The following is a 23,374-nucleotide window of genomic DNA, read 5'->3' on the forward strand; positions in this document are numbered from 1 at the left end:
GCAGTCGTGACCAGTGTGTTGATCGTGGAAGATGAGGAGTCCCTGGCCGATCCGCTGGCCTTCCTGCTCCGCAAGGAAGGCTTCGAGGCCACCGTCGTCACGGACGGACCCTCGGCGCTCGCCGAGTTCGAGCGTTCGGGAGCCGACATCGTGCTGCTCGATCTGATGCTCCCCGGCATGAGCGGTACAGACGTGTGCAAACAGTTGCGTTCCCGCTCGAGCGTGCCCGTGATCATGGTCACCGCGCGCGACAGCGAGATCGACAAGGTCGTCGGCCTGGAACTTGGTGCCGACGACTACGTCACCAAGCCGTACTCGGCGCGTGAGCTGATCGCGCGCATCCGCGCCGTGCTGCGCCGCGGGGTCGACAACGACGACGCGGGGATCGGCGACGGCGTGCTGGAGGCCGGCCCTGTCCGGATGGACGTCGAGCGACACATCGTGTCCGTCAACGGTGAGTCGATCACGTTGCCGCTCAAGGAATTCGACCTACTCGAATACCTGATGCGCAATAGTGGCCGGGTGCTTACCCGCGGGCAGTTGATCGACCGGGTGTGGGGCGCCGACTACGTCGGCGACACCAAGACGCTCGACGTCCACGTCAAGCGGCTGCGTTCGAAGATCGAGGCGGACCCCGCCAACCCCGTCCACCTGGTGACGGTGCGCGGCCTCGGTTACAAGCTCGAGGGCTGATCTGCGGCTACTGCGCGGCGCGAGTAGCGGGATGAATCGCTATCAGTCCTAAGACGCTGCGCCGCTTGCACATTGCCGCGAGCTCCGCATAGGCCTTCTCGCCGAGCAGCTCGGTGAGTTCGGGACCGTAGGACTGCCACACCTGACGCGAACCGGTGTGTGCCGCGGGGTCGCCGGTGCAGTACCAGTGCAGATCCGAGCCGCCCACACCCCAGCCGCGCCGGTCGTACTCGGTGATGGTCGTGCGCAGGATCTGTGTCCCGTCGGGCCGTTCCACCCATTCCTGGCTCCGCCGAACCGGTAGCTGCCAGCAGATGTCGGGTTTCATGGTCAGGGGTTCCACGCCGAGCTTGAGCGCCTTGGAGTGCAGTGCGCAGCCGATGCCGCCCTCGAAACCTGGCCGGTTCAGGAAGATACAGGCGCCCTTGTACTTTCGGGTCCGCAGATTCTCCTTGCCGTCGTACTCGTCCATCTCGAGGTAGCCCTTGCGGCCCAGGCCCTTGTCGCGGAACTGCCAGTCGTCGTCCGTGAGTTGCTTGACGGCGTCGTCGAGCTTGGCGACGTCGTCGTCGTCGGACATGAAGGCTCCGTGCGAGCAGCAGCCGTCGTCGGGGCGGTCCGCGACCGTGCCCTGGCACGCGGGCGTGCCGAACACGCACGTCCACCGCGAACACAGCCAGGTGATGTCTGCGGCGATCAGATGTTCGGGGTTGTCGGGGTCGTAGAACTCCACCCATTCGCGGGCGAAGTCCAGCTCGACTTCACCTCTGTGCCCTCCCAGGTGCGATCCGCTCACGGAATGCAACGGTAGACCCGATAACGTGGGTCTCGTGCGATTGGGCGTGCTCGACGTGGGCAGCAACACGGTTCATCTGCTCGTCGTGGACGCCCGGCGCGGTGGTCACCCGACGCCGATGAGTTCCACCAAGGCCTCGCTGCGGCTTGCCGAGGCGATCGACGGGTCCGGAAAGCTCACTCGCAAGGGCGCCGACAAACTCATCGACACCATCGATGAGTTCGCCAAGATCGCGGCCAGTTCTGGGTGTGCCGAGCTGATGGCGTTCGCCACGTCCGCGGTTCGCGACGCCAAGAACTCCGAAGACGTGCTGGCGCGGGTGCTTTCGGAGACGGGTGTGGCGCTGAAGGTTCTGTCGGGTGTCGACGAGTCCCGGCTCACCTTTCTCGCCGTCCGTCGCTGGTACGGCTGGAGTCCGGGTCGCATCATCAACATCGACATCGGCGGCGGCTCCCTGGAGTTGTCCAGCGGGGTCGACGAGGAGCCCGAGGTCGCGCTGTCGCTGCCGCTGGGCGCGGGCAGGCTGACCCGGGAGTGGCTGCAGGACGACCCGCCGGGGCGTCGGCGCGTGGCCATGCTGAGGGACTGGCTGGCGACGGAGATGGCGGACGCGGGAGCCAGGGTGCTCGACGCAGGCGCTCCGGACTTGACCGTGGCGACCTCGAAGACGTTCAGGTCGCTGGCGCGACTCACCGGTGCGGCACCTTCCGGCGCAGGACCGCGGGTGAAGAGGACACTGACAGCTACGGGACTACGTCAGCTCATAGCATTCATCTCTAGGATGACGACGGCTGACCGAGCGGAGTTGGAAGGGGTGAGCGCCGACCGTGCGCCGCAGATCGTGGCGGGCGCGTTGGTAGCTGAAGCGAGTATGAAGGCCCTTGCGATCGATACCGTGGACATTTGCCCTTGGGCGTTGCGAGAAGGGTTGATCTTGCGAAAACTCGACAGCGAAGCCGACGGGACCGCTCTGGTCGGCACGTCTTCAGGTTTGACCAGGGCCAGAGGTACCACACGATGACAGAACCAGACGACACCAACGCACACCCGCGACCCATCTCGGTGGCGGAGCTCCTGGCCAAGAACGGCACCATCGGCGCACCGCCGGCCGGCGGCAGACGTCGCCGGCGCCGGGGCAACAGCGATGCGGTGACCGTCGCCGAACTCACCGGCGAGATACCGATCATCACCGATACGACCGAGACGACGGGTCGGTTCCCGACCCGTCGATCCCCCAAGCCTGCCGCCCCCGAACTCGTCGAAGAGCCGGTCCCCGAAACCGTCGAGGAGCCGGTCGCCTCAGAGCCCGCGCCGGAACCGGAGCCGGAACCCGAGGGCGAGCCGGAGGCGGAGGGCGAAGCCGAGCCTGCGGGCGAAGCCGAGGTCGAGCCCGAGCTCACCGAGGCGGAGCTGGACTACCAGGCCCACCTCGAGCAGCGCGCCGCCGACCCGGACCCCATCGACTTCGCTCCGCCGCCCCGTCGACCACCGGCGGCTACGACGGGTGGCTTCGCCGCCCAGGCGGGCGGGGCCGAGCAGATGAGCCCCGACCCCGTCGTCGACGACGACTTGCTGGATCTCGGGTCCGACGTCGACTTCAGCGAGGTCCTCGACAAGCACGCGTCGGACGACGAGGGCACACCGCGCGAGGAGGTGCCGTCGTACCTGCGGTCGAGCTCGGACACGCTCTTCGGCGGGCAGTCCGTCGCCGACGACCTGGCCAGGCGTGGACCGCGGCCGGGGCCCGAGGACATCGATCTCGGTGACGACGATTCGGAAGCGCCGCAGGTGGCGACCGAGCCCGCCGGGCAGAAGGGCTCGGCCTTCGTCAGGGGCGTATGGGTAGTGGTGCAGTGCATCCTCGCCGTCGCCTTCGGCGCGGGCCTGTTCATCGCTTTCGATCAGCTCTGGCGATGGAACACCATCGTCGCGCTGGTGCTGTCCGTGCTCGTCATCCTCGGCCTGGTGGTCGGTGTGCGCGTCGTGCGCAAGACCGAGGACATCGGCAGCACGCTGATCGCGGTGGCCGTGGGCGCCTTGGTCACGTTGGGCCCCCTGGCCCTGCTGCAATCGCACTGACACGTCACACTGATCCTTCAGTGCGCCCTGCCATCAAGGTCGGTCTTTCGACTGCCTCGGTATACCCCTTGAGGACCGAGGCAGCCTTCGAGCACGCCGCCCGCCTCGGGTACGACGGTGTCGAATTGATGGTGTGGGCGGAATCGGTCAGTCAGGACATCGCAGCGATTCAGCGGCTGTCCGAGAGGTACGCCATGCCGGTGCTGAGCGTGCACGCGCCGTGTCTGCTCATCTCACAGCGCGTCTGGGGCGCCGATCCGATCTCCAAGCTCGACCGCAGCGTCCGGGCCGCCGAACAGCTCGGGGCTCAGACAGTCGTCGTGCACCCGCCGTTCCGCTGGCAGCGGCGCTACGCCGAGGGTTTCACCGATCAGGTCGCCGCCCTCGAAGAGTCCAGTGACGTGATTATCGCCGTGGAGAACATGTTCCCGTTCCGCGCCGACCGCATCTTCGGCACGGGCCAGCCGTCGATCTCACGAATGCGCAATCGCGGTGGCACGCCGGGGATAGCCGTCTCGGCGTTCGCGCCGTCGTACGACCCGCTGGACGGCAAGCACGCCCACTACACACTGGACCTGTCGCACTCGGCTACGGCCGGAACCGACGCCATCGACATGGCGGGCCGGATGGGCGACGGCCTGGTGCATCTGCACCTGTGCGACGGCAGCGGTGCGTCGACCGACGAGCACCTGGTGCCCGGGCGCGGTACCCAGCCCACCGTCGAGATCTGCCAGATGCTGGCGGCGAGCAGTTTCGGCGGCCACGTGATCCTCGAAGTCACCACTTCGGGCGCGCGGACCGCCGGCGAACGTGAACAGCTGCTGACCGAGTCACTCGAGTTCGCGCGAACGCATTTGTTGCGCTGAAGGATTGGGGTAGTCACCGTGCCTGGATCGTTCGCCACTGCCATGGAGTTGACGCCGGTGTCGTCGGACGACGAGGTCAACGTCTTTGACGGCGAGCTCAACGAACACTGGACCATCGGGCCCAAGGTGCACGGCGGCGCGATGCTGGCCCTGTGTGCCAAGGCGGCGCGGACGGTGGTCTCGCAACCCGGCGTCGAGCCGATCGCTTTGTCGGGCAGCTTCCTGTGGGCACCCGACCCCGGTCCGTTGCGCGTGGTGACCACGATCCGCAAGCGGGGGAGACGCGTCAGCCTGGTCGACGTGGAGTTGAACCAGGGCCAGAGAACCGCCGTCCGTGCGGTGATGACACTCGCCGAACCCGAGCACGACGTGGCGCCGCTCCTGTCGGTCAATCCGGTGGTGCCACTGATGACGCCGGATCCGCCGCCGGGGCTCGAGCCCATCGGGCCGGGGCACCCGATGGCCGACATCGTGCATCTGGCGCACGGCTGCGACATCCGGCCCTCGTTGACGACGATGGGACCCCGCTCTGATGGAGGCCCACCCGTCATCGAGTACTGGGTGCGGCCCAAGGAGGGCTCTCCGGACGTGCTGTTCGCGCTGCTGTGCGGTGACGTCTCAGCGCCGGTCACGTTCGGCGTCAACCGGTTGGGCTGGGCGCCAACGGTTCAGCTCACCGCCTATCTCCGTGGCATGCCTGCGGACGGCTGGCTGCGGGTGATGTGCACGACGATGCAGATCGGGCAGGAGTGGTTCGACGAGGACCACGTGGTCGTGGATTGCGAGGGCCGCATCATCGTGCAGTCCCGGCAGCTCGCGATGGTGCCGCAGGCACAGTCGTAGGTTCGCGCGTGGGGCGTGCAATGCTTGCGTCCGTGGCGAGAATTGCGATCATCGGTGGCGGAAGCATCGGCGAGGCACTGCTTTCCGGGCTTCTGCGCTCGGGCAGGCAGGCCAAGGACATGGTCGTTGCGGAGAAGCACCCCGACCGTGCCAAGTACCTGTCCGAGACGTACTCGGTGCTGGTGACGACGGTGGCCGACGCCGCCGAGAACGCGGCGTACGTCATCGTCGCGGTGAAGCCGTCGGACGTGGAGCTGGTAATCGGTGACGTCGCCGACGCTGCCGCGCGCGCGGAGAACAGCAGCGCCGAGCAGGTCTTCGTCACGGTTGCCGCAGGAGTCAGCACCGCCTACTACGAAGCCAACCTTCCCGCCGGGTCACCCGTCGTCCGGGTGATGCCCAACGCCCCGGTGGTCGTGGGCGGCGGTGTCAGTGCCCTGGCGGCGGGGCGGTTCGCGACCGCCGCACAGCTCAAGGAGGTCTCGGCGATCTTCGATGCGGTGGGCGGCGTGCTGACAGTGCCGGAGTCCCAACTCGACGCGGTCACCGCGGTGTCGGGTTCGGGGCCGGCGTATTTCTTCCTCATGGTCGAGGCGCTCGTCGACGCTGCCGTTGCGGTGGGGCTGCCGCGGGCCGTCGCGACCGATCTGGCGGCTCAGACCATGGCCGGCTCGGCAGCGATGTTGCTGGAGAGCCTGGACCACGCCAACCCGTCGGGCGACGGAGCAATGGGCACGGCCATGGACACCAGCCCGGCTCAGCTGCGCGCGACCGTGACGTCGCCCGGGGGCACCACTGCCGCTGGTCTGCGGGAATTGGAGCGGGGCGGCCTTCGGGCGGCGGTAGCCGAGGCCGTGGCCGCGGCGAAAACACGCTCTGAGCAGCTAGGAATTACACCAGAGTAGTTCAAGCAATTCCGATCGATTAACCCACACCCGTCGCAATAACCCCAGTGGCCACGCTATTCTCCGTGAGGTAAGCACGCTCTTGCGCCAGCGGTGGGGAAGCCGCTGGAGCGGCGTGCCTGATTGATTGGGTTGCGATGACGTCTATGAACGGGCCATCTTCGCGGGATTCCGCTAGCGGCAAGGCGGCGCGTGACGCCTCCGCGAGCGAACCGCCAAGAGCGCAATTCCTCACCGTCGCAGAAGTGGCGAGCCTGATGAGGGTGAGCAAGATGACGGTCTACCGGCTGGTCCACAACGGCGAGCTGCCCGCGGTGCGAGTGGGTCGGTCGTTCCGCGTGCACGCCAAGGCAGTGCACGAACTCCTGGAGACGTCGTACTTCGACGCAGGCTAGAGGCCGGGCGCGGTAAGCCGTCGACTAGCCGTTTCGTACCTCCGTGCTGGCCGGGTAAGGTGACGGGTCGGTTCTCCAGGCAAAAATGTCCGGAGATGTCTTAGGTAGCGGAGTTCATGGGTTCAGTCATCAAGAAGCGACGTAAGCGCATGTCGAAGAAGAAGCACCGCAAGTTGCTTCGTCGTACACGGGTGCAGCGCAGAAAACTTGGTAAGTAGTCCCAGGCTTCTCCCGCTAGGCTGTCGCGATGGACTCGACGGGCCGGCCTGACCAGAACCGTGGGCAGGCCACCGATCAGGGCTCCGGAGTCACCGACTCCCGGGATGCGGTGCAGTACCCCAAGGTCGTGCTGGTCACCGGTGCGTGTCGGTTTCTGGGCGGGTATCTCACTGCCAGGCTTGCGCAGAATCCGCTGATCAACCACGTGATCGCGGTCGATGCCGTAGCGCCGAGCAAGGATCTGCTGCGACGGATGGGCCGCGCCGAGTTCGTGCGCGCCGACATCCGAAATCCGTTCATCGCGAAGGTGATTCGCAACGGGGACGTCGACACCGTCGTGCATGCCGCAGCAGCGTCCTACGCACCGCGGGCCGGTGGACGAGCGGCGCTCAAGGAACTCAACGTCATGGGTGCGATGCAGTTGTTCGCGGCCTGCCAGAAGGCTCCGTCGGTGCGTCGGGTGATCCTCAAGTCCACCTCCGAGGTGTACGGTTCTTCTTCGCGCGACCCGGTTCTGTTCACCGAGGACGGCAGTTCCCGCAGGCCTCCTGGCGAGGGCTTCGCCCAGGACAGCATCGACATCGAGGGCTATGCGCGTGGGCTGGCGCGTCGACGCCCGGACATCGCGGTGACGATCCTGCGGCTGGCCAACATGATCGGGCCCGCGATGGATACCGCGCTTTCGCGGTATCTCGCCGGGCCGGTGGTGCCATCGGTGCTGGGCCATGATGCGCGACTGCAGCTGCTGCACGAGCAGGACGCGCTCGGCGTGCTCGAGCGCGCGACGATGGCGGGCCGCTCGGGCACGTTCAACGTGGGTGCCTCGGGTATCATCATGATGTCGCAGGCGATCCGGCGATCGGGTCGGGTGCCGCTGCCGGTACCCCGATCGGCATTGTCTGCCGTTGATTCGCTGGGGCGTGCCACTCGCCACACGGAGCTGGACCGCGAGCAGCTGAATTACGTCAGCTACGGCCGGGTGATGGACACCGCGCGAATGCGAAGAGAGCTAGGCTACAACCCGAAGTGGACGACGGCGGAGGCATTCGACGATTACGCACGCGGTCGAGGTTTGACGCCGATCCTCGATCCGCGATGGGTACGCTCGATCGAGAGTCGGGCCATTTCAGCGGCAGAGCGTTGGGGGCGTTAGTCTTGTTCTTTGGGGCGGGGAGAGGGTAGCGACGTGGGCGGCGAATCCAAGGCTAAAGTCATTCCGCTGCATTCCAATTCGAGTCGTGCGTCGGCTCAGAAGCGGGCAGCGGCACGCGCCGATGGCGCACGTCGGCATCCGTCACTGCTCGAGGATCCCGGCACCCGTGCCTCCGCCGAACAGATGGCCGCCGTCGTCCGCGAGATCGATCACCGCCGCGGCGGCGCAGGGGGCGCGGCCGTCGTCGACGCAGGGCCCAACGAGCTGGCCCAGAACATCGCAGCGGTCGCCGAGTTCGTCCGCAAGCGGATGTCGGGTGACTACACCGTCGACGAGTTCGGTTTCGACAAGCACCTCAACGAGTCCATCTTCCTGCCGTTGCTGAGAGGGCTCTTCCGCAACTGGTTCCGGGTAGAGGTCAGCGGCATCGAGAACCTGCCGGAGAGTGGCGCGGCCCTCGTCGTCGCCAACCACGCGGGCGTCCTTCCCCTGGACGGGCTCATGGCCTCGGTGGCCGTGCACGACAACCATCCGGCGAAGCGCGACCTGCGCCTGCTGGCCGCCGACATGGTGTTCGACATGCCCTTCATGGGCCAGGCCGCGCGCAAGGCCGGGCATACGATGGCCTGCACTGCCGACGCCCACCGACTTCTCGCCGCCGGCGAACTCACCGCCGTGTTCCCCGAGGGATACAAGGGGCTGGGCAAGAACTTCCGTGACCGCTACAAGCTGCAGCGTTTCGGGCGCGGCGGGTTCGTCGCCGCAGCGCTCCGGGCAGGAGCACCCATCGTGCCGTGTTCGATCGTCGGGTCCGAGGAGATCTATCCGATGATCACCGACGTCAAGTTGCTGGCCCGCCTCCTGGGCCTGCCGTACTTCCCGGTGACGCCCCTGTTCCCGCTGGCGGGACCGCTCGGGCTGGTGCCGCTGCCGTCGAAGTGGCACATCCAGTTCGGAGAGCCCATCTCCACGGGCGACTACGACGAGTCGGCGGCCGACGATCCGATGGTCACCTTCGAATTGACCGACCAGGTGCGCGAGACCATTCAGCAGACGCTCTACCAGTTGCTCGCCAACCGGCGGAATCCGTTCCTGGGCTAATTACGTTGTGGCTGCGAGTTTTGCCCGGCAATCATTCGCTTCATCGCCGCGTCGCGTCCGGCGGCAATCTGGGCCGTCACCTCCGCGTGCTGTTCGGAGCTGGTCGACTCGCCGAACAGCGTCACCGTGCTCGTCAACACGGGATTGCCGTCGTCGTCGGTCACCTCGCCACGGATCTCGGTGATCACCGCACCGTGCGACTCGATCACCGAGTCGAGGTAGGAGTCGAACCACAACTTGTCGCCGACCACGATCGGGCGATGGAAGACCAGTTTCTGGTCGCGGTGCAGCACGCGTTCCATGTTGATCGGGACGTCGAACTGGTTGAAGATCTCGGCCTGCACCCGGCGACCCGCGACGGCGACGAACGTCAAAGATGCGATCAGCGCGCCTTGGCCGCAATCGGCGGCGGCGGCCTCCTCGTAGTGCGCGGGGTGATAGTCCTTGACGGAACGCGCGAATTCGCGCACCTTCTCGCGGTCGACCAGGAAGTAATCGGGATACCTGTAATGGGTACCGATGAGTTCTTCGGCGATGCTCATTTCTCGGTTGCGCTCCCCGCTCAGTGCTCCTGGGTCCAGCGGCGCCGAGCCTATCAGCGACTGCTCAGCCGCCATTCCCGCGACGGGAAACCACCGCGGCCAGCGCGCCACCCGCCGCGCCGAGCGCCAGCGCCGACGGGACTCCGATGCGGGCGGCCTTGCGGGCGGTACGGAAGTCGCGGATCTCCCAGCCTCGTTTGCGGGCCAGGTCGCGTAGCGCGGCGTCGGGGTTGATGGCGACGGCGGTGCCCACCAGGGACAACATCGGAACGTCGTTGATGCTGTCCGAGTATGCGGTGCAGCGCCGCAGGTTGAGCCCCTCGCGAATGGCCAGGGACCGGACGGCGTGCGCCTTGCCCGCACCGTGCAGAATCTCGCCGACCAGCCGACCGGTGAACACTCCATCCACCGATTCGGCGACCGTGCCCAACGCGCCCGTCAGACCGAGCTTGCGGGCGATGGTGGCGGCCAACTCGTACGGCGTCGCGGTGACGAGCCACACCTGCTGGCCCGCGTCGAGATGCATCTCCGCCAGCGTCCGCGTGCCCTGCCAGATCTTGTCGGCGATGATCTCGTCGTAGATCTCCTCGCCGACCTCGAACAATTCGGACGTCCTGCGGCCCTCGATGAACGCGAGTGCCTTGGTGCGTCCGGCGGCCACGTCGTCGCTGTTCTCCTTGCCGGTGAGCTGGAACTTCGCTTGCGCATAGCCGAATCGCGCCAAGTCGCCGTACGTGAAGTACTTCCGTGCCGCCAGCCCGCGCGCGAAGTGCACCATTGAGGAGCCCTGCACCAGGGTGTTGTCGACGTCGAAGAAGGCGGCGGCCGTCAGATCGGGCGGCGGCGGATCGGTCTTGGACGCGTCGTCGGCGAGGATGTAGTCGACGGCGTCGGCTTCGTCGCCGATCTCGGGACCAGCCTCGAGTTCGGCCCCCGGATCGGCCTCAGCCCCTGACTCGGACACCCTTCAACAGTAGGGCACGGGATAATCGGCGGCATGAGCCAGCAGCGACCGGGGGACCAGCACCGGAGGGCAGGAGCGGAGCGACCGGGGGACCAGCACAGCGTGGAGTTGCTGACGCGCGCCGGGTGCAGTCTGTGCGAGAAGGCCGCAACCGTGCTCGCGGGCCTCGCCGACGAACTCGGGTTCGAGCTGTCGACCACCGACGTGGACGCCGCCGCGGCGGCAGGCGATCCGTCGCTGCGAGCCGAGTACGGTGACCTGCTGCCGGTCGTGCTGCTCGACGGCGTCCAGCACGGCTACTGGGAAGTCGACGAGCCACGGCTCCGCGAGGATCTCGTTGCTCGCTGACGCCGGAGTGACCCTCACCGCTAATTTGGTCGGCGGACTAGTCGCCGACTATCTTTGAGCACGTGGTGACGAGGCCATGAGCGTTCTTCTTTTCGGGGTTTCGCATCGCAGCGCCCCGGTGTCTGTGCTGGAACAGCTGAGCACCGACGAATCCGATCAGGCAAAGATCGTCGAACAGGTGCTGCAGTCCTCCCTCGTCACCGAAGCCATGGTCCTGTCGACCTGCAATCGCGTCGAGATCTATGCGGTGGTCGAGGCGTTCCACGGCGGACTCTCCGTCATCGGGCAGGTGCTGTCCGAACACTCTGGGATGTCGCTGGGCGACCTCACCAAGTACGCCTACGTCCGATACGCCGAGGCCGCCGTCGAGCACCTGTTCGCGGTGACCAGTGGCCTGGATTCTGTGGTGATCGGCGAGCAGCAGGTGCTCGGTCAGGTCCGCCGCTCGTATGCCTCCGCAGAGGCCAACCAGACCGTCGGCCGCACCCTGCACGAGTTGGCGCAACGCGCGCTGTCGGTCGGCAAGCGGGTGCATTCGGAGACCGCGATCGACGCCGCGGGCGCCTCGGTCGTGTCCGTGGCGCTGGAGATGGCCGAGAAGAAATTGTCCGGCCTGGCCGGTCGCTCGGCCGCCGTGATCGGCGCCGGGTCCATGGGCTCCTTGGCGGCCGCACATCTGGTGCGGGCGGGCATCGGGCGGGTCCACGTCGTGAACCGCTCGCTGCCGCGGGCCGAGCGCCTCGTGCAGAATCTGCGCGACCAGGGCGTCGACGCGCACGCCTTCCCGTTCGACCACATTCCGCCCGTGCTCGCCGATGCCGACGTCGTCGTGTCGTGTACCGGCGCCGTGCGGCCCGTGGTTTCGCTCGCCGACGTGCACCGCGGGCTCGCGCACGGCCAGGAGCCCAAGCAGTTGGTGATCTGCGACCTCGGCATGCCCCGTGACGTCGACCCGGCGGTCGCCGGCCTGCCCGGTGTCTACGTGGTCGACATGGAGCGGATCCAGCGCGAGCCAGCTGCCCGCGCAGCCGCGTCCGATGCCGAGGCGGCCCGCGCGATCGTTGTTGCGGAGGTTGCCAACTACCTTGCCGGACAACGGATGGCCGAGGTCACGCCCACCGTCACAGCGCTGCGACAGCGCGCGGCCAACGTCGTCGAGGCCGAGCTGCTGCGCCTGGACAATCGGCTGCCGCAGCTCGAAGCGGCCCACCGTGACGAGGTCGCGCGGACCGTACGCCGGGTCGTCGACAAGCTTCTGCACGCCCCGACCGTCCGCGTCAAGCAACTGGCCAGCGCGCCGGGTGGCGACAGCTATGCGGAGGCGCTGCGCGAGCTGTTCGAGCTCGATCCGCAGGCCGTGGATGCGGTTGCCGGCGGTGAATTGCCAATCTTGACAACAGATTCGGCGGCAGGCGATCCGTGGCCGGATTTCGGCAAGGCCGAGTAATCACTTGGCACCTACGCGCGATACGGCCATCCGAATCGGCACCAGGGGCAGCCTACTGGCTACCACCCAGGCCGGCTTGATCAGAGACGCCTTGTTAGCCAAGGGCCAGGCCGCCGAGCTCGTCATCGTCTCGACCGCAGGCGATCGCTCTCACGAACCGATCGCCGAAATCGGCGTCGGAGTGTTCACCGCGGCATTGCGTGATGCGATCGCCGATGGCCGGGTCGACGTGGCCGTGCACTCCTACAAGGATTTGCCGACCGCCACGGACGACCGGTTCGTGATCGCGGCCATCCCGCCACGCGAGGACGCCAGGGACGCGTTGGTGGCGCGCGACCGGCTGGTGCTGGGGGAGTTGCCAGCCGGTTCGGTCATCGGGACGTCGAGCCCGCGGCGGGCTGCGCAGCTTAGAGCACTGGGTCTCGGTTTGGAAATTCGCCCCCTAAGAGGCAACCTAGACACCAGGTTGAACAGGGTAAGCAACGGTGATTTCGACGGCGTCGTCGTCGCCCGGGCGGGACTGGTCCGCATCGGACGGCAAGATGACGTCACCGAGACTCTGGAGCCGGTGCAGATGTTGCCAGCGCCGGCTCAAGGTGCGCTCGCGGTGGAGTGTCGCGCGGGCGATACCGAGCTCGCTGCGCTGCTGGCGGAGATGGACCATTCCGACACGCGCGTCGCGGTCACCGCGGAGCGAGTCCTGCTCGCCGAACTCGAGGCGGGGTGTTCTGCGCCGGTGGGTGCGATCGCGGAAGTGGTCGAGTCCATCGACGAGGAGGGCAACGTCTTCGAGGAGCTGTCGTTGCGCGGCTGCGTAGCGACGCTGGACGGATCCGACGTGATCCGTGCGTCCGGTATCGGGAAACCCGAACGGGCCCGGGAGCTTGGTCTCTCGGTCGCGGCGGAGTTGTTCGAGCTGGGAGCGCGGGACTTGTTGGATCAGCGGACGACAGAGCGGGAGTGAAGAATGACCACCCGAGGGCGCAAGCTGAAGCCCGGCCGCATCACGTTCGTCGGTTCAGGACCCGGTGATCCGGGCCTGCTGACGACGAGGGCGCGCACGGTTCTGGCCAACGCGGCACTGGTCTTCACGGACCCTGACGTACCCGAGGCGGTGCTCGCCATAGTCGGCTCCGAGCTGCCGCCGACGTCGGGTCCTGCTGAGGCCGTGCCACCAAAAGACGACGCGGCACCGGCGGAGACGCCCGTGGGGGCAACCACCATCTCCGGCGGCGCCGATGTTCGCCCCGCACTGGGTGATCCGACCGAGGTGGCCAAACTGCTGGCCCACGAGGCGCGCAACGGCTTCGACGTCGTGCGGCTGGTGGCGGGCGATCCGCTGTCGGTCGACTCCGTCATCACCGAGGTGAGCGCGCTGGCGCGTACGCAGGCCCACTTCGAGATCGTGCCCGGGCTCGCCCCCGGCACCGCGGTGCCGACGTACGCCGGCCTGCCGCTCGGCTCGTCGCACACCGTTGCCGACGTCCGCGGTGACGTGGACTGGGCTGCGCTGGCGGCGGCTCCCGGCCCGTTGATTCTGCACGCCACGGCGACTCACCTCCCCGCTGCGGCCCGCACCCTGATCGAGTACGGGTTGACCGAGTCGACGCCGTGCGTCGTCACTGCGAATGGCACGACGTGCCAGCAGCGTTCGGTCGAATCGACGCTTTCGGGACTGCTCGACAAGGCGACCTTGGCCGCATCCGGGTCTGACGGCCTGGCCGCCGGTCCGCTGGTCGTGACCATCGGCAAGACCGTCTCCAATCGCGCCAAGCTGAACTGGTGGGAGAGCCGGGCGCTGTACGGCTGGACCGTGCTGGTGCCGCGCACCAAGGACCAGGCCGGCGAGATGAGCGACAGGCTGATCTCCCACGGCGCCTTGCCGATCGAGGTTCCGACCATCGCCGTCGAGCCGCCCCGCAGCCCCGCCCAGATGGAGCGCGCGGTGAAGGGTCTCGTCGACGGTCGCTTCCAGTGGGTGGTGTTCACCTCCACCAACGCGGTGCGCGCGGTGTGGGAGAAGTTCAACGAGTTCGGCCTCGATGCGCGTGCGTTCTCCGGCGTGAAGATCGCGTGTGTCGGACAGGCGACCGCGGACCGGGTCCGGGCGTTCGGCATCAACCCCGAACTGGTGCCGTCCGGAGAGCAGAGCTCGCTGGGCTTGCTCGACGAATTCCCGCCCTACGACGACATCTTCGATCCTGTGAACCGGGTGCTGCTGCCGCGTGCAGACATCGCCACCGAGACGCTGGCCGAGGGATTGCGGATGCGTGGCTGGGAGATCGAGGACGTCACGGCCTACCGCACGGTGCGTGCGGCGCCGCCACCGGCGCAGACCCGCGAGATGATCAAGACCGGCGGATTCGACGCGGTGTGCTTCACGTCGAGTTCTACCGTGCGCAACCTGGTGGGCATCGCGGGCAAGCCGCACGCGCGGACCATCGTCGCGTGCATCGGGCCCAAGACTGCCGAGACGGCAGCCGACTTCGGGCTTCGGGTCGACGTTCAGCCGGAGACCGCTGCCGTGGGTCCGCTGGTCGAGGCGCTGGCCGAACATGCCGCCAGACTGCGTGCCGAGGGTGCGTTGCCGCCGCCGCGCAAGAAGAGCCGCCGCCGCTAAGGCCGACAATCGTGGCATATCCGAGGCACCGACCACGCCGTCTGCGGTCCACACCGGCACTGCGCCGTCTGGTCGCCGAGACGTCCCTGGAGCCGCGGCACCTGGTGTTGCCGATGTTCGTTGCCGACGGCATCGCCGAGCCGCAGCCGATCACATCCATGCCGGGAGTCGTTCAACACACCCGTGATTCGCTGCGCAAGGCAGCCGCCGAAGCCGTCGCGTCGGGTGTCGGTGGTCTGATGTTGTTCGGGGTGCCGCGCGAGGAGGACAAGGACGCAGGGGGCTCGATCGGCATCGCCGAGGACGGGATCCTGAACGTCGCGTTGCGCGACCTGGCCGCCGATCTCGGTGACGACACGGTGCTGATGGCCGATACCTGTCTCGACGAGTTCACCGACCACGGGCACTGTGGCGTGCTGGATGCCGCGGGCCGGGTGGACAACGACGCGACGAACGCCCGCTACGTCGAACTTGCTGTCGCACAAGCGAATTCGGGCGCCCACGTGGTGGGTCCGAGCGGAATGATGGACGGCCAGGTGGCGGCGATCCGGGACGGTCTCGACGCGGCGGGGCGCACCGACGTGGTGATCCTGGCGTACGCGGCGAAGTTCGCCTCCGGCTTCTACGGCCCCTTCCGCGAGGCCGTTGCCTCGAGCCTGAATGGCGACCGTCGCACGTATCAACAGGGCGCGGGCAATGCGCGGGAGGCACGGCACGAGGTCGAGCTCGACATCGACGAAGGTGCCGACATCATCATGATCAAGCCGGCGATGGCGTACCTCGACCTGGTGCGTGCCGCTGCGGACGTGTCTCCGGTTCCCGTTGCCGCATATCAGGTTTCGGGTGAGTACTCGATGATCAATGCCGCGGCCGCCAACGGCTGGATCGATCTGCGGACGGTTGCCCTGGAGACGCTGACCAGCATCCGTCGGGCCGGCGCCGACATCGTGTTGTCCTACTGGGCGGCTGACGTCGCCGGCTGGCTGGCGTGACGGATCAAGAGCAGGGTCCGCCCCAACAGGTCGGGCCGTCACCCCGTCCCGAGGACGTCGACACCGGCTTCTGGCTGTGGATCGTTGCCCTGCCGATGATGGTGATCGGTTACGTCGTCGACCTGGTGACCCTTCCCGTCGACGGCCCGGTCGGGCTGGTGTACGGGGTGTCCGGTGTCTTCATGGTGGTGATCGCGTCGGTCGTGCTGACGTTCCTGCTGCTGATGCGACAGGGTTACCGATGGACGCGCACACTGCTCACCGGCGGCGGCGCGGCGACGATCGTGTACGCGCTGACGAATCTCTTCGGCGTCGAGCGGCCCACGGTGGCTGCCGTCGTCTACGCGGTGACCGCGATCATCGGGTCGGTGTGCATCGCGGGCGGCGTCTATCTGCTGCACCGCAAGGATGCCCACGCATTCTTCATGCGCTGAGCGGGACGATAGGCTGGCCCGACCATGCCGGACTCCCCAGTGCCCGCCAGTCGGCCCAGCACCGTCACCGCCGCCTTCTGGTGCTGGCTGGTCGCGGCCATCCTGACCGCGGCATTCGGGATGTTGATCGCCAGCTTCATCACGGCTTTCTTCTTCCAAGTAGCCGGGATCATCTTGATCCTCGTCGGCCTGGCGCAGGGTTACCTGGCGGGGCGGGCCCGCAGCGGGTTGAAGCGATTTGCTAGCGCCGGGGTGGGCCTTGCGTTGGCTTCGGTGGTGTACTTCGCCGTGCTGCTGATGCTGGGCGGGGTCGCCGTTCTCGGGGTTCTCATCGTTGCGCTGATCATGATCCTGTTGATCACGGGTTCGGCCCTGAATCAACGCGCCACCTCGCAGCAGTGGTTCGACGCTCAGGCGATCGCATGACCGAGCTGCAGGCCGAGGAGTCGACGGTGTTGTTCCGTGAGCCGGGAGCAAGTTGGTGGTGGCTGCTTGCCGGTCCGGTGTCCGCGACGACGATGCTGCTCATTCAGTTGTCGTCCGGTTACGGGTGGCAGCCCCTCTTGCCCATCGTGTTCCTGGTGCTCGTCACCGGCTTCCTCGGCCTTCAGGTCAAGGCTGCGCGCATTCACACCTCCGTGGAGCTGACGCCGGAGTACCTCCGTCAGGGTGCCGAGACCATCCGCATCTCGGAGATCGTCAGAATCTATCCAGAGGCCGACGGTCCGGAAGCGCCCGTGTGGCAGTCGTCGCGGGCGTTGGGGGAGTTGACCGGTGTGCCCCGTGGCCGTACCGGCATCGGCGTGAAGCTCACCAGCGGCCGTCGGGCCCAGGCGTGGGCGCGCAGACACCGTCAGCTGCGTATTGCCCTGGGCTCCGTCGTCGACGAGCCCGCACGATGAAGACCCGCGCCACCGTCGAGCTCGTACTGGCCGCGCTGGCGGCGGCCGGTTGCGTGGTGAGCTGGCTGGCGGCCCGATCCGCCGGGGTGGCCGCTCCCGTCATTCCCTCCGAACCCTCCATGCCGACGGTGACGTACGACCCGTCACTGATCGTATTGGCCGTGCTGCTGGCGACCGTTGCGGGCGTCTTGGCCGTCCTGGGAGTCACCGAGCTTCGACGAGGCGAGGCCGCGGCGAGGCGAGAGTGAGCCTGCTCACAGGCCTGTTGGTACAAAGGGCAATATCTGTGACACTGTTCCTCGTGACCGAACTCGCCGAGAACCCTCAGCGCGCCGACGCCCTCCCCCTTGGCCCCGAATCGCTGGTGTGGAAGTACTTCGGCGACAACCGCATGTATCTGATCGGGCCGCGGCCCGCCGTGCTGCAGAACATGCTGGCCGAGCTCGGACAGGGCGTGCTCGACCACTCGGTGTTCTTCTCCGACACCGCCGCGCGGGTCAAGCGGTCGTTGCCGCCGATCTTCATGACCGTCTACGGCGCAGCCGACGACAATGCGGGCACTCGCGTGCGGGACTTCCACCGGGACATCAAGGGCGACATGCCGGACGGCAACAGGTACCACGCCCTAGATCCCGAGACGTACTTCTGGGCCCACGCCACGTTCGTCGAGCAGGTTTTGTACTTCGCCGACACGTTCGTCAAGCGGCTGACCGAGGACGAGAAGGAACGGATCTACCTGGAATCCAAGACGTGGTACCGCCGCTACGGAGTGAGTGAGCGGCCGATGCCGGCCAATTATGCTGGCTTCCAACGGTATTGGGATCGGATGATGGACGACATCGTCGTCGCCCACCCCACCGCGAAGTACGGCGTCGGTTATGTCACCAAGGGCTTCCCGCGTCCGAAGGGCGTGTCGCCGCTGGCGTGGCGGCTGGCGTCGCCGTTGTTCAATCCCGTTGCCGCGTTCTTCACCACCGGTGGCATGCCGCCGCGGGCCCGTGATCTGCTGGGGCTGCCGTGGGGCGATCGTCGGGAGAAGGCCTACCAGGCGTTCGCGGCGGTGTGGCGATCGGGACCGGTGAATTGGGCGTGGGGTCGGCTGCCGATGCGGTTGCGCTACAACACGTTCGCGCAAGACGGCTATGCCCGCGGTTGACTCGACGCAGGCGATCCTCGACGCGGCGCTGGTCGAGTTCGAACGGCATGGCTTCCAGCGGGTCGCTCTCGACGACGTCGCCCGTCGCGCGGGCGTCAGCCGCACCACCATCTACCGTAGGTTCGCCAACCGTGACGAGTTGGTGGCCGCCGTCATCGAACGCGAGAACGTCTTGCTGTTCGCCGACATCGCGTCGAGTTTGAAGGATGCGGGGGCGCCGTCGAACTACTACGTCGAAGCGTTCACCCAGTCGATCCTGATGTTCCGCAGGCATCGCGTGCTCAACCAGATGATGGCCGACGAGCCGGCGCTGGTGCTGGAGTTGGCCCGCCATCACTACGGCGCCGCGATCGAGCGGATGGCCGAGGCGCTGCGCTTGATCTTCCCGGCCGGCTTCGCCGACCGTGTCGGAGCGGCCACCGTCAACGACTTGGCCGACACGATCCTGCGCTACGCCGCGATGGTGCTCCTGCTGCCCAGCGCCGAGCCTCTGGACACCCCCGACGAGTTGCGGGCCTTCGCTGCGCGGCACTTCCTGCCGAGCCTGCCCACGGCGCTGCGAGCCGTGGCCGTGTAACTGGCGATTGTTTGGTGGGTCACACTTTCGGGCAGCCTTCGCGGATGGGAAACGACGAGCACGGCACCATTCCGAAGCCAGAAGTCACCGACGAGCACCGCGAGAAGGCCAAGGAGATGGCCAAGGCCTACCAGGACGACCGGCCGACCATTGCACTGCCGGGCACCAGCAACACCGTGACGGGACAGGCGGTGGGGGACTGGGTCGACGACGACGGCAGTCCGAAGTTCGGCGAGGTCAAGGACGGCGGGGGTGTCAAGCACGAGGACGTCATGGGTGTCCGGCAGAAGCGCATGGGCGACGAGGAGTAGTCGCCTAGGGTTGACTCCGTGACGCCGCTCGACCAGATGGCTCCGGCATTCCGCGACATGGCCCACTCGATCGTCTGGGCGTCGGTCGCCACCGTCGATCGCGACGGACGACCACGCACCCGCATTCTGCACCCGATCTGGGAGTGGGACGGGACCGACCTGATCGGCTGGATCGCGACCGTGCCGACGCCCGTGAAGCGGGCGCACCTCGAGGCTCACCCCGAGATGTCAGTCAGCTACTGGAGTCCCAGTCAGGACACCTGCAGCGCCGAATGTGCCGTGCAGTGGCACACCGACGAAGAGACGCGCCGCTTCGTGTGGGACACCTTCGCTGGTGGTCCGGAACCGGTCGGGTACGACCCGGCCATCATCCCGATGTGGCATGACGGGCCGACCTCGGAACAGTTCGCGGTCCTGCGGCTCACCCCGTACCGGTTGCGCGTGATGGCTGGCGCGGTAATGACCAGGGGCGAGGGTGAAGTGCTCGTCTGGACCGTGTAGTCGGGCCCCCGCCCAGCCTCCGCAGCACGGGCGAGGCCGGCCCCCAGTTCCGCTGGATGGGCTACCACCGGATGAGGTGTCGAAGTCGGATCAGGATTGGGGTAGCGAAATACCCCAGCCGGACGGTGGCGAAGCGTCAGTCTTGATGTGTGGCCATCGATGCACGCCGGGCCGAGTACCTGGAGCGGTTGCCGTTGCCGTATGCGACCGCGCTCCGGTTGCGCGATGCTGGGATTGCCGACGAGGTGATCGCCGAGTGCGTTGGGGTCGACCTGGACGCGCTTCCGACGTTCATGCGAGTGGCCGACGCGAAGCTGGCAGCGGCATCTGACGCGCCACCGATCTGATTGCGCGTGCGCTGCGATTCGCGCAGTTGTTTCGCGCGCGTAAATTCGTGCGCTTGCGCGACCCGTGCCGGTTAGAATCTGCCGGTGATCCCCGAGTGGCCCCTCGTCGGGCGATCGGAGGAGCTTCAGCTGATCGCCGACGCCACGCGGGCGGTCGGCGACCGTGCCCGCGGGATCGTACTATCCGGCTCGGCCGGTGTCGGCAAGACGCGGGTGGCGCGCGAGGCCGTCGCGGGCTGTGGTCCGCATAGCGCGCGACGGCAGTGGATCGTCGGCACGGCATCGGCACGCAGCGTCCCGCTGGGCGCCTTCGCCGACATCGCCAGCGACTTCGGCCCGGATCCATTACGACGCGTGCGGGAGGTGATCGACGGACTCATTGGCGCTGCTCGCCACGGCGAGGTCGTCGTCGGTGTCGACGATGCACATCTGCTGGATGACCTGTCGGCGTTCACCGTTCACCAGCTCGTCACACGCCGACTGGCCACCGTCATACTCACGATCCGGTCGGGAGAATCGCCGCCGGACGCCATCACGGCGATCTGGAAGGACCAGCATCTGGAACGTCTTGAATTGCAACCGTTATCGCTGGCCGAGACCACCCGCCTTGTCGAGCACGTGCTCGATGGTCCGGTGGACTCCTTTAGTGCACAACGACTTTGGAAGTATACCCAGGGCAACGCGCTGTATCTGCGTCACCTCCTCGAGAGCGAGGTGAACGCCGGACGGATGACACAACGCTCGGGTGTGTGGCTTTGGGACGGCCAACCCCGGCTCTCGCCAACGCTGAAGGAGTTGCTCGAGGCGCGCATCTCCGAAGTGCCCCGGTCCGTTTGTGATGTTCTCGATGCCCTCGCCGTGGCCGAACCACTCGACACCGACCTGTTGGCGACCGTCACCGACGCCGACGCGCTCGCCGAGGCCGAATCACTCAGCCTGATAACCGTCGACGCCGCCGTGCGACCCGCCGCTGTGCGGCTCGCTCACCCGATGCTCGGCGAGGTCAGGCGAACCGGATCCCTGCGGCTTCAGAGGCTTCGCGGGCGCATCTCAACGAACTCGCTCGAAAGGGCTCAACAGATCCGCGAGACCTGGTGCGACGCGCGGCGCTGACGATGGAGTCCGACCTCCAACCGAATGCTCAGCTCCTCGTCGCCGCAGCGTCGGCTGCGTTGCAGCTAGGTGATCTCAAACTCGCAGAAACCCTGGCGGGGCAGGCTGCCGCTGCGGGCTGCGGCCTAGAGGCGAAAATCACCCAAGCGATGGCGATCACCTGGCAGGAGCGCGGAACTGACGCGGAGGCCGTCCTCGCCGAACTCGCCAGCGAGATGCGCGGCCCGATCCGGGCTCAGATCGCCATCCTGCGGGCGATGAATTTCGCCATCAGTCTCGGTGATGCGGCTAGCGCCGAAAGAGAACTCGACGAGGCCATACCTGCCGACGATGAAGCGGCACAAGCGATCGCCAACGCTTTGCGGGCCTTGATCGACGTGGTTCGCGGCCACTCCAGGGCGGTCGATCGAGCCGGCATCATCCTCTCCGGTACACCGGCAAACGGCATCGCACAGATGATGTTGATCTGGACCTTGGTCAGCGGGCTGGGCGATCTTGGACGGATCGACGAGATTGAATCAGCGGCAAATGCCGGCTACCGGCTTGCTGAGACGTCCGCCGAGGCCTCCCATCTGCGAATGCCGCTAGCGGCACTGCAGGGCATCTCTTACCGGCTCGCCGGTGCGCTGACATCCTCGGAGGCAATGATCGCGCGCATTCGGCGCGACACGATCGACGTTCCCTTCCAGCAGTCGTGGCATAGCTTTTTCAGCGGCTTGTCGGCGATGAGCCGAGGCGATCTCGCTGCGGCGCAACGTTCGTTGCAAGAAACGCTCGCACATCGGGAAGGCGGCGGGGGCGGGCGGATGACGAAGGCCTTCGTGCGGTCGTGGTTGGCGACCGTGGCCGGTATGGCTGGCAGAGCTGTCGACGCGCGACGCGAGTTCGCGGCACTCGAGTGGTGGGACCAAGACACCGACACGTGTGTGTGGGACGCGGAGAAATCCCTTGCGGAGGCGTGGTCGTGTGCCGCCGAAGGTGCCACGTCCCAGGCGATCTCGATCGCGCGCGACGGGGCGGCAAGAGAATGTGAACGCGGTCGAAGTGCCTGGGAACTGATGCTTTTGCAGACGGCGACACAGTTTGGCGACCACACCACCGCCGTGCGGCTGGCGGGGCTGGTCGACCTAGTCCAAGGCCCCCGCGCACCTGCCGCCGCGGCTCATGCCGCAGCACTCGGGGCGGGCGACGGTGGCGCACTCGTCGACGCGTCACGCCAATACGAGGCATTCGGCGATCGCATCGCCGCCGCCGACTCCGCAGCCCAAGCCGTCGTCGTCTACCAACGCGCAGGGTTTCGCGGCGCGGCGATGAGCGCGTCCGTCGCAGCACAGCGTCTCGCAGCCGAATGCCGGGGGGCCCAGACTCCTGCGTTGCGGGCCGCGACGTGGGAGCAACCGTTCACGGTTCGCCAACGCGAGATCATTTCACTTGCGGCACGGGGGCTGTCGAACAAGGAGATCGCCGACCGGCTCACGATGTCGATCCGCTCTGTCGAAGGGCACCTCTTCCGCGCCTCCCAACGGGTCGGAGCCAACAGCCGCGAGCAGCTGATCTCCATACTGCAGGGGTCCTGAGGTACTTTCTCGGATGCCGAACGGCGACGCCCCCGTCGGGACGCCGCCGCTGCGTGGATCGGGGAGTGCCCAGCTACGGGCAGGTAACGTCGATCTGGAACGGCTTGCTGACGGGCTGCATGGGGTTGGCCAGGTCGACGCCGGTCGCAGTGCCGGAGATCGTGTAGGTGTTGCCGTCCTTCTCGGCCTTTGCCTCGCCCTGCCCGACGCCCTGCTGGTAAGCCAGCGTGACGCCGTTGACGTTGCCGAGGCCCACGGACTGGACCGCGGGTGAGTCGCCGGAACCGATGACGGCAGCGATGCCGGCCGCCGCGCCCCCGATCGCGATGTTCATGTTTGCGCCCATCGCGGCACACACCACGGTGCCCGACACGTTCTGATCCTGGCCATCGATCGTGACCTTGGTTCCGCCGCCGGGTGCAGCTGTGGCGCTGGCGGTGCCCGCGCCTGTAGTTGCGTCAGCCGAGGTGGTCGGACTCTCAGACTTCTTCTC

The 23,374-nt window shown here is 67.1% G+C and carries 30 protein-coding genes; 26 read left to right on the top strand and 4 right to left on the bottom strand.

What is annotated here, in order from left to right:
- Window positions 1–6: 6 nt before the first annotated feature.
- Window positions 7–693: a two-component sensory transduction protein RegX gene (gene regX, locus VET27_RS03765; RefSeq protein WP_526515281.1), complete on the top strand. Its 687-nt coding sequence runs from the start codon at window positions 7–9 to the stop codon at window positions 691–693.
- Window positions 694–700: 7 nt separating this feature from the next.
- Here the strand turns inward: regX and VET27_RS03770 are convergent, their stop codons facing one another.
- On the bottom strand, window positions 701–1,498 hold the full coding sequence (locus VET27_RS03770; protein WP_526515283.1) for a DUF3109 family protein: 798 nt from the start codon (window positions 1,496–1,498) through the stop codon (window positions 701–703).
- Window positions 1,499–1,523: 25 nt separating this feature from the next.
- On the opposite strand from VET27_RS03770, the gene VET27_RS03775 reads away from it, so the two are divergent.
- The 9 genes from VET27_RS03775 to VET27_RS03815 all read left to right on the top strand — a co-directional run bounded on the left by VET27_RS03775 (window position 1,524) and on the right by VET27_RS03815 (window position 9,050).
- Window positions 1,524–2,510 carry a Ppx/GppA family phosphatase gene (locus VET27_RS03775; RefSeq protein ID WP_526515285.1) on the top strand — a complete coding sequence of 329 codons (987 nt, stop codon included), beginning with the start codon at window positions 1,524–1,526 and terminating at the stop codon, window positions 2,508–2,510.
- Window positions 2,507–3,568, top strand: coding sequence for an Rv0497 family membrane protein (locus VET27_RS03780; protein ID WP_526515287.1), 1,062 nt, complete (start codon window positions 2,507–2,509; stop codon window positions 3,566–3,568). The genes VET27_RS03775 and VET27_RS03780 overlap by 4 nt, the downstream gene beginning before the upstream one ends.
- Window positions 3,569–3,588: 20 nt before the next feature.
- The gene (locus VET27_RS03785) at window positions 3,589–4,434 is read left to right on the top strand and encodes a sugar phosphate isomerase/epimerase family protein (protein ID WP_526515335.1); all 846 of its coding nucleotides are present in this window, start codon (window positions 3,589–3,591) and stop codon (window positions 4,432–4,434) included.
- A 42-nt stretch (window positions 4,435–4,476) separates the two neighbouring features.
- Window positions 4,477–5,277, top strand: a complete 801-nt coding sequence (locus VET27_RS03790; RefSeq protein ID WP_526515337.1) for an acyl-CoA thioesterase — start codon at window positions 4,477–4,479, stop codon at window positions 5,275–5,277.
- 32 nt (window positions 5,278–5,309) lie between these two features.
- A complete protein-coding gene (gene proC, locus VET27_RS03795) occupies window positions 5,310–6,182 on the top strand; it encodes a pyrroline-5-carboxylate reductase (RefSeq protein WP_526515289.1) in 873 nt (290 codons plus the stop codon).
- A 137-nt stretch (window positions 6,183–6,319) separates the two neighbouring features.
- On the top strand, window positions 6,320–6,577 hold the full coding sequence (locus VET27_RS03800) for a helix-turn-helix domain-containing protein (RefSeq protein ID WP_526515291.1): 258 nt from the start codon (window positions 6,320–6,322) through the stop codon (window positions 6,575–6,577).
- Between the two features lie 116 nt (window positions 6,578–6,693).
- Window positions 6,694–6,795 (top strand): 30S ribosomal protein bS22, encoded by a 102-nt coding sequence (locus VET27_RS03805; protein ID WP_003402602.1) that lies wholly within the window; start codon window positions 6,694–6,696, stop codon window positions 6,793–6,795.
- A gap of 29 nt (window positions 6,796–6,824) precedes the next feature.
- On the top strand, window positions 6,825–7,949 hold the full coding sequence (locus VET27_RS03810) for an SDR family oxidoreductase (protein ID WP_526515293.1): 1,125 nt from the start codon (window positions 6,825–6,827) through the stop codon (window positions 7,947–7,949).
- Between the two features lie 9 nt (window positions 7,950–7,958).
- The gene (locus VET27_RS03815; RefSeq protein ID WP_526515295.1) at window positions 7,959–9,050 is read left to right on the top strand and encodes a lysophospholipid acyltransferase family protein; all 1,092 of its coding nucleotides are present in this window, start codon (window positions 7,959–7,961) and stop codon (window positions 9,048–9,050) included.
- On the opposite strand, the gene VET27_RS03820 is transcribed toward VET27_RS03815, so the two are convergent.
- Window positions 9,047–9,592 (bottom strand): FAS1-like dehydratase domain-containing protein, encoded by a 546-nt coding sequence (locus VET27_RS03820; protein ID WP_526515339.1) that lies wholly within the window; start codon window positions 9,590–9,592, stop codon window positions 9,047–9,049. The two genes, VET27_RS03815 and VET27_RS03820, sit on opposite strands and share 4 nt — an antisense overlap.
- A 64-nt stretch (window positions 9,593–9,656) precedes the next feature.
- Window positions 9,657–10,499: an HAD family hydrolase gene (locus tag VET27_RS03825; protein ID WP_526515341.1), complete on the bottom strand. Its 843-nt coding sequence runs from the start codon at window positions 10,497–10,499 to the stop codon at window positions 9,657–9,659.
- 90 nt (window positions 10,500–10,589) lie between these two features.
- On the opposite strand from VET27_RS03825, the gene VET27_RS03830 reads away from it, so the two are divergent.
- From VET27_RS03830 to VET27_RS03905, 16 genes are all read left to right on the top strand, one after another.
- A complete protein-coding gene (locus VET27_RS03830) occupies window positions 10,590–10,904 on the top strand; it encodes a glutaredoxin family protein (protein WP_526515297.1) in 315 nt (104 codons plus the stop codon).
- Window positions 10,905–10,980: 76 nt separating this feature from the next.
- Window positions 10,981–12,351, top strand: coding sequence for a glutamyl-tRNA reductase (locus tag VET27_RS03835; protein ID WP_526515299.1), 1,371 nt, complete (start codon window positions 10,981–10,983; stop codon window positions 12,349–12,351).
- A 28-nt stretch (window positions 12,352–12,379) separates the two neighbouring features.
- On the top strand, window positions 12,380–13,315 hold the full coding sequence (gene hemC, locus VET27_RS03840; RefSeq protein ID WP_526515343.1) for a hydroxymethylbilane synthase: 936 nt from the start codon (window positions 12,380–12,382) through the stop codon (window positions 13,313–13,315).
- A 3-nt stretch (window positions 13,316–13,318) separates the two neighbouring features.
- The gene (locus tag VET27_RS03845; protein WP_526515301.1) at window positions 13,319–14,971 is read left to right on the top strand and encodes a bifunctional uroporphyrinogen-III C-methyltransferase/uroporphyrinogen-III synthase; all 1,653 of its coding nucleotides are present in this window, start codon (window positions 13,319–13,321) and stop codon (window positions 14,969–14,971) included.
- 11 nt (window positions 14,972–14,982) lie between these two features.
- On the top strand, window positions 14,983–15,963 hold the full coding sequence (hemB, locus tag VET27_RS03850; RefSeq protein ID WP_526515303.1) for a porphobilinogen synthase: 981 nt from the start codon (window positions 14,983–14,985) through the stop codon (window positions 15,961–15,963).
- Window positions 15,960–16,397, top strand: a complete 438-nt coding sequence (locus tag VET27_RS03855; protein WP_526515305.1) for a hypothetical protein — start codon at window positions 15,960–15,962, stop codon at window positions 16,395–16,397. Before hemB ends, VET27_RS03855 begins: the two co-directional genes overlap by 4 nt.
- 24 nt (window positions 16,398–16,421) lie before the next feature.
- Complete coding sequence (locus VET27_RS03860; RefSeq protein ID WP_526515307.1) at window positions 16,422–16,823, top strand: hypothetical protein; 402 nt, start codon at window positions 16,422–16,424, stop codon at window positions 16,821–16,823.
- Window positions 16,820–17,299 carry a transport-regulating membrane protein Mce1N gene (gene mce1N / locus VET27_RS03865; RefSeq protein ID WP_526515309.1) on the top strand — a complete coding sequence of 160 codons (480 nt, stop codon included), beginning with the start codon at window positions 16,820–16,822 and terminating at the stop codon, window positions 17,297–17,299. The genes VET27_RS03860 and mce1N overlap by 4 nt, the downstream gene beginning before the upstream one ends.
- Entirely contained in the window at window positions 17,296–17,547 is a 252-nt protein-coding gene (locus tag VET27_RS03870; protein ID WP_526515311.1) for a hypothetical protein, read from the top strand. The genes mce1N and VET27_RS03870 overlap by 4 nt, the downstream gene beginning before the upstream one ends.
- Window positions 17,548–17,600: 53 nt before the next feature.
- On the top strand, window positions 17,601–18,455 hold the full coding sequence (locus VET27_RS03875) for an oxygenase MpaB family protein (protein ID WP_526515313.1): 855 nt from the start codon (window positions 17,601–17,603) through the stop codon (window positions 18,453–18,455).
- Complete coding sequence (locus VET27_RS03880; RefSeq protein WP_526515315.1) at window positions 18,442–19,032, top strand: TetR/AcrR family transcriptional regulator; 591 nt, start codon at window positions 18,442–18,444, stop codon at window positions 19,030–19,032. The genes VET27_RS03875 and VET27_RS03880 overlap by 14 nt, the downstream gene beginning before the upstream one ends.
- Before the next feature lie 44 nt (window positions 19,033–19,076).
- On the top strand, window positions 19,077–19,343 hold the full coding sequence (locus VET27_RS03885) for a hypothetical protein (RefSeq protein ID WP_526515317.1): 267 nt from the start codon (window positions 19,077–19,079) through the stop codon (window positions 19,341–19,343).
- Window positions 19,344–19,361: 18 nt separating this feature from the next.
- Window positions 19,362–19,844 (top strand): pyridoxamine 5'-phosphate oxidase family protein, encoded by a 483-nt coding sequence (locus VET27_RS03890; protein ID WP_526515319.1) that lies wholly within the window; start codon window positions 19,362–19,364, stop codon window positions 19,842–19,844.
- 149 nt (window positions 19,845–19,993) lie between these two features.
- Window positions 19,994–20,191, top strand: a complete 198-nt coding sequence (locus VET27_RS03895) for a hypothetical protein (protein ID WP_526515321.1) — start codon at window positions 19,994–19,996, stop codon at window positions 20,189–20,191.
- Between the two features lie 84 nt (window positions 20,192–20,275).
- Entirely contained in the window at window positions 20,276–21,304 is a 1,029-nt protein-coding gene (locus VET27_RS03900; RefSeq protein ID WP_526515323.1) for an AAA family ATPase, read from the top strand.
- On the top strand, window positions 21,286–22,881 hold the full coding sequence (locus VET27_RS03905; RefSeq protein ID WP_526515325.1) for a helix-turn-helix transcriptional regulator: 1,596 nt from the start codon (window positions 21,286–21,288) through the stop codon (window positions 22,879–22,881). Before VET27_RS03900 ends, VET27_RS03905 begins: the two co-directional genes overlap by 19 nt.
- A 73-nt stretch (window positions 22,882–22,954) precedes the next feature.
- Here VET27_RS03905 and VET27_RS03910 read toward each other — a convergent pair.
- Window positions 22,955–23,374, bottom strand: a 420-nt coding sequence (locus VET27_RS03910; protein WP_526515327.1) for a lipoprotein LpqH, incomplete at its 5' end; no start/stop codon positions are given.

Origin of the sequence: Mycobacterium sp., from assembly GCF_035633495.1 — a bacterium.
Classification (GTDB): domain Bacteria; phylum Actinomycetota; class Actinomycetes; order Mycobacteriales; family Mycobacteriaceae; genus Mycobacterium.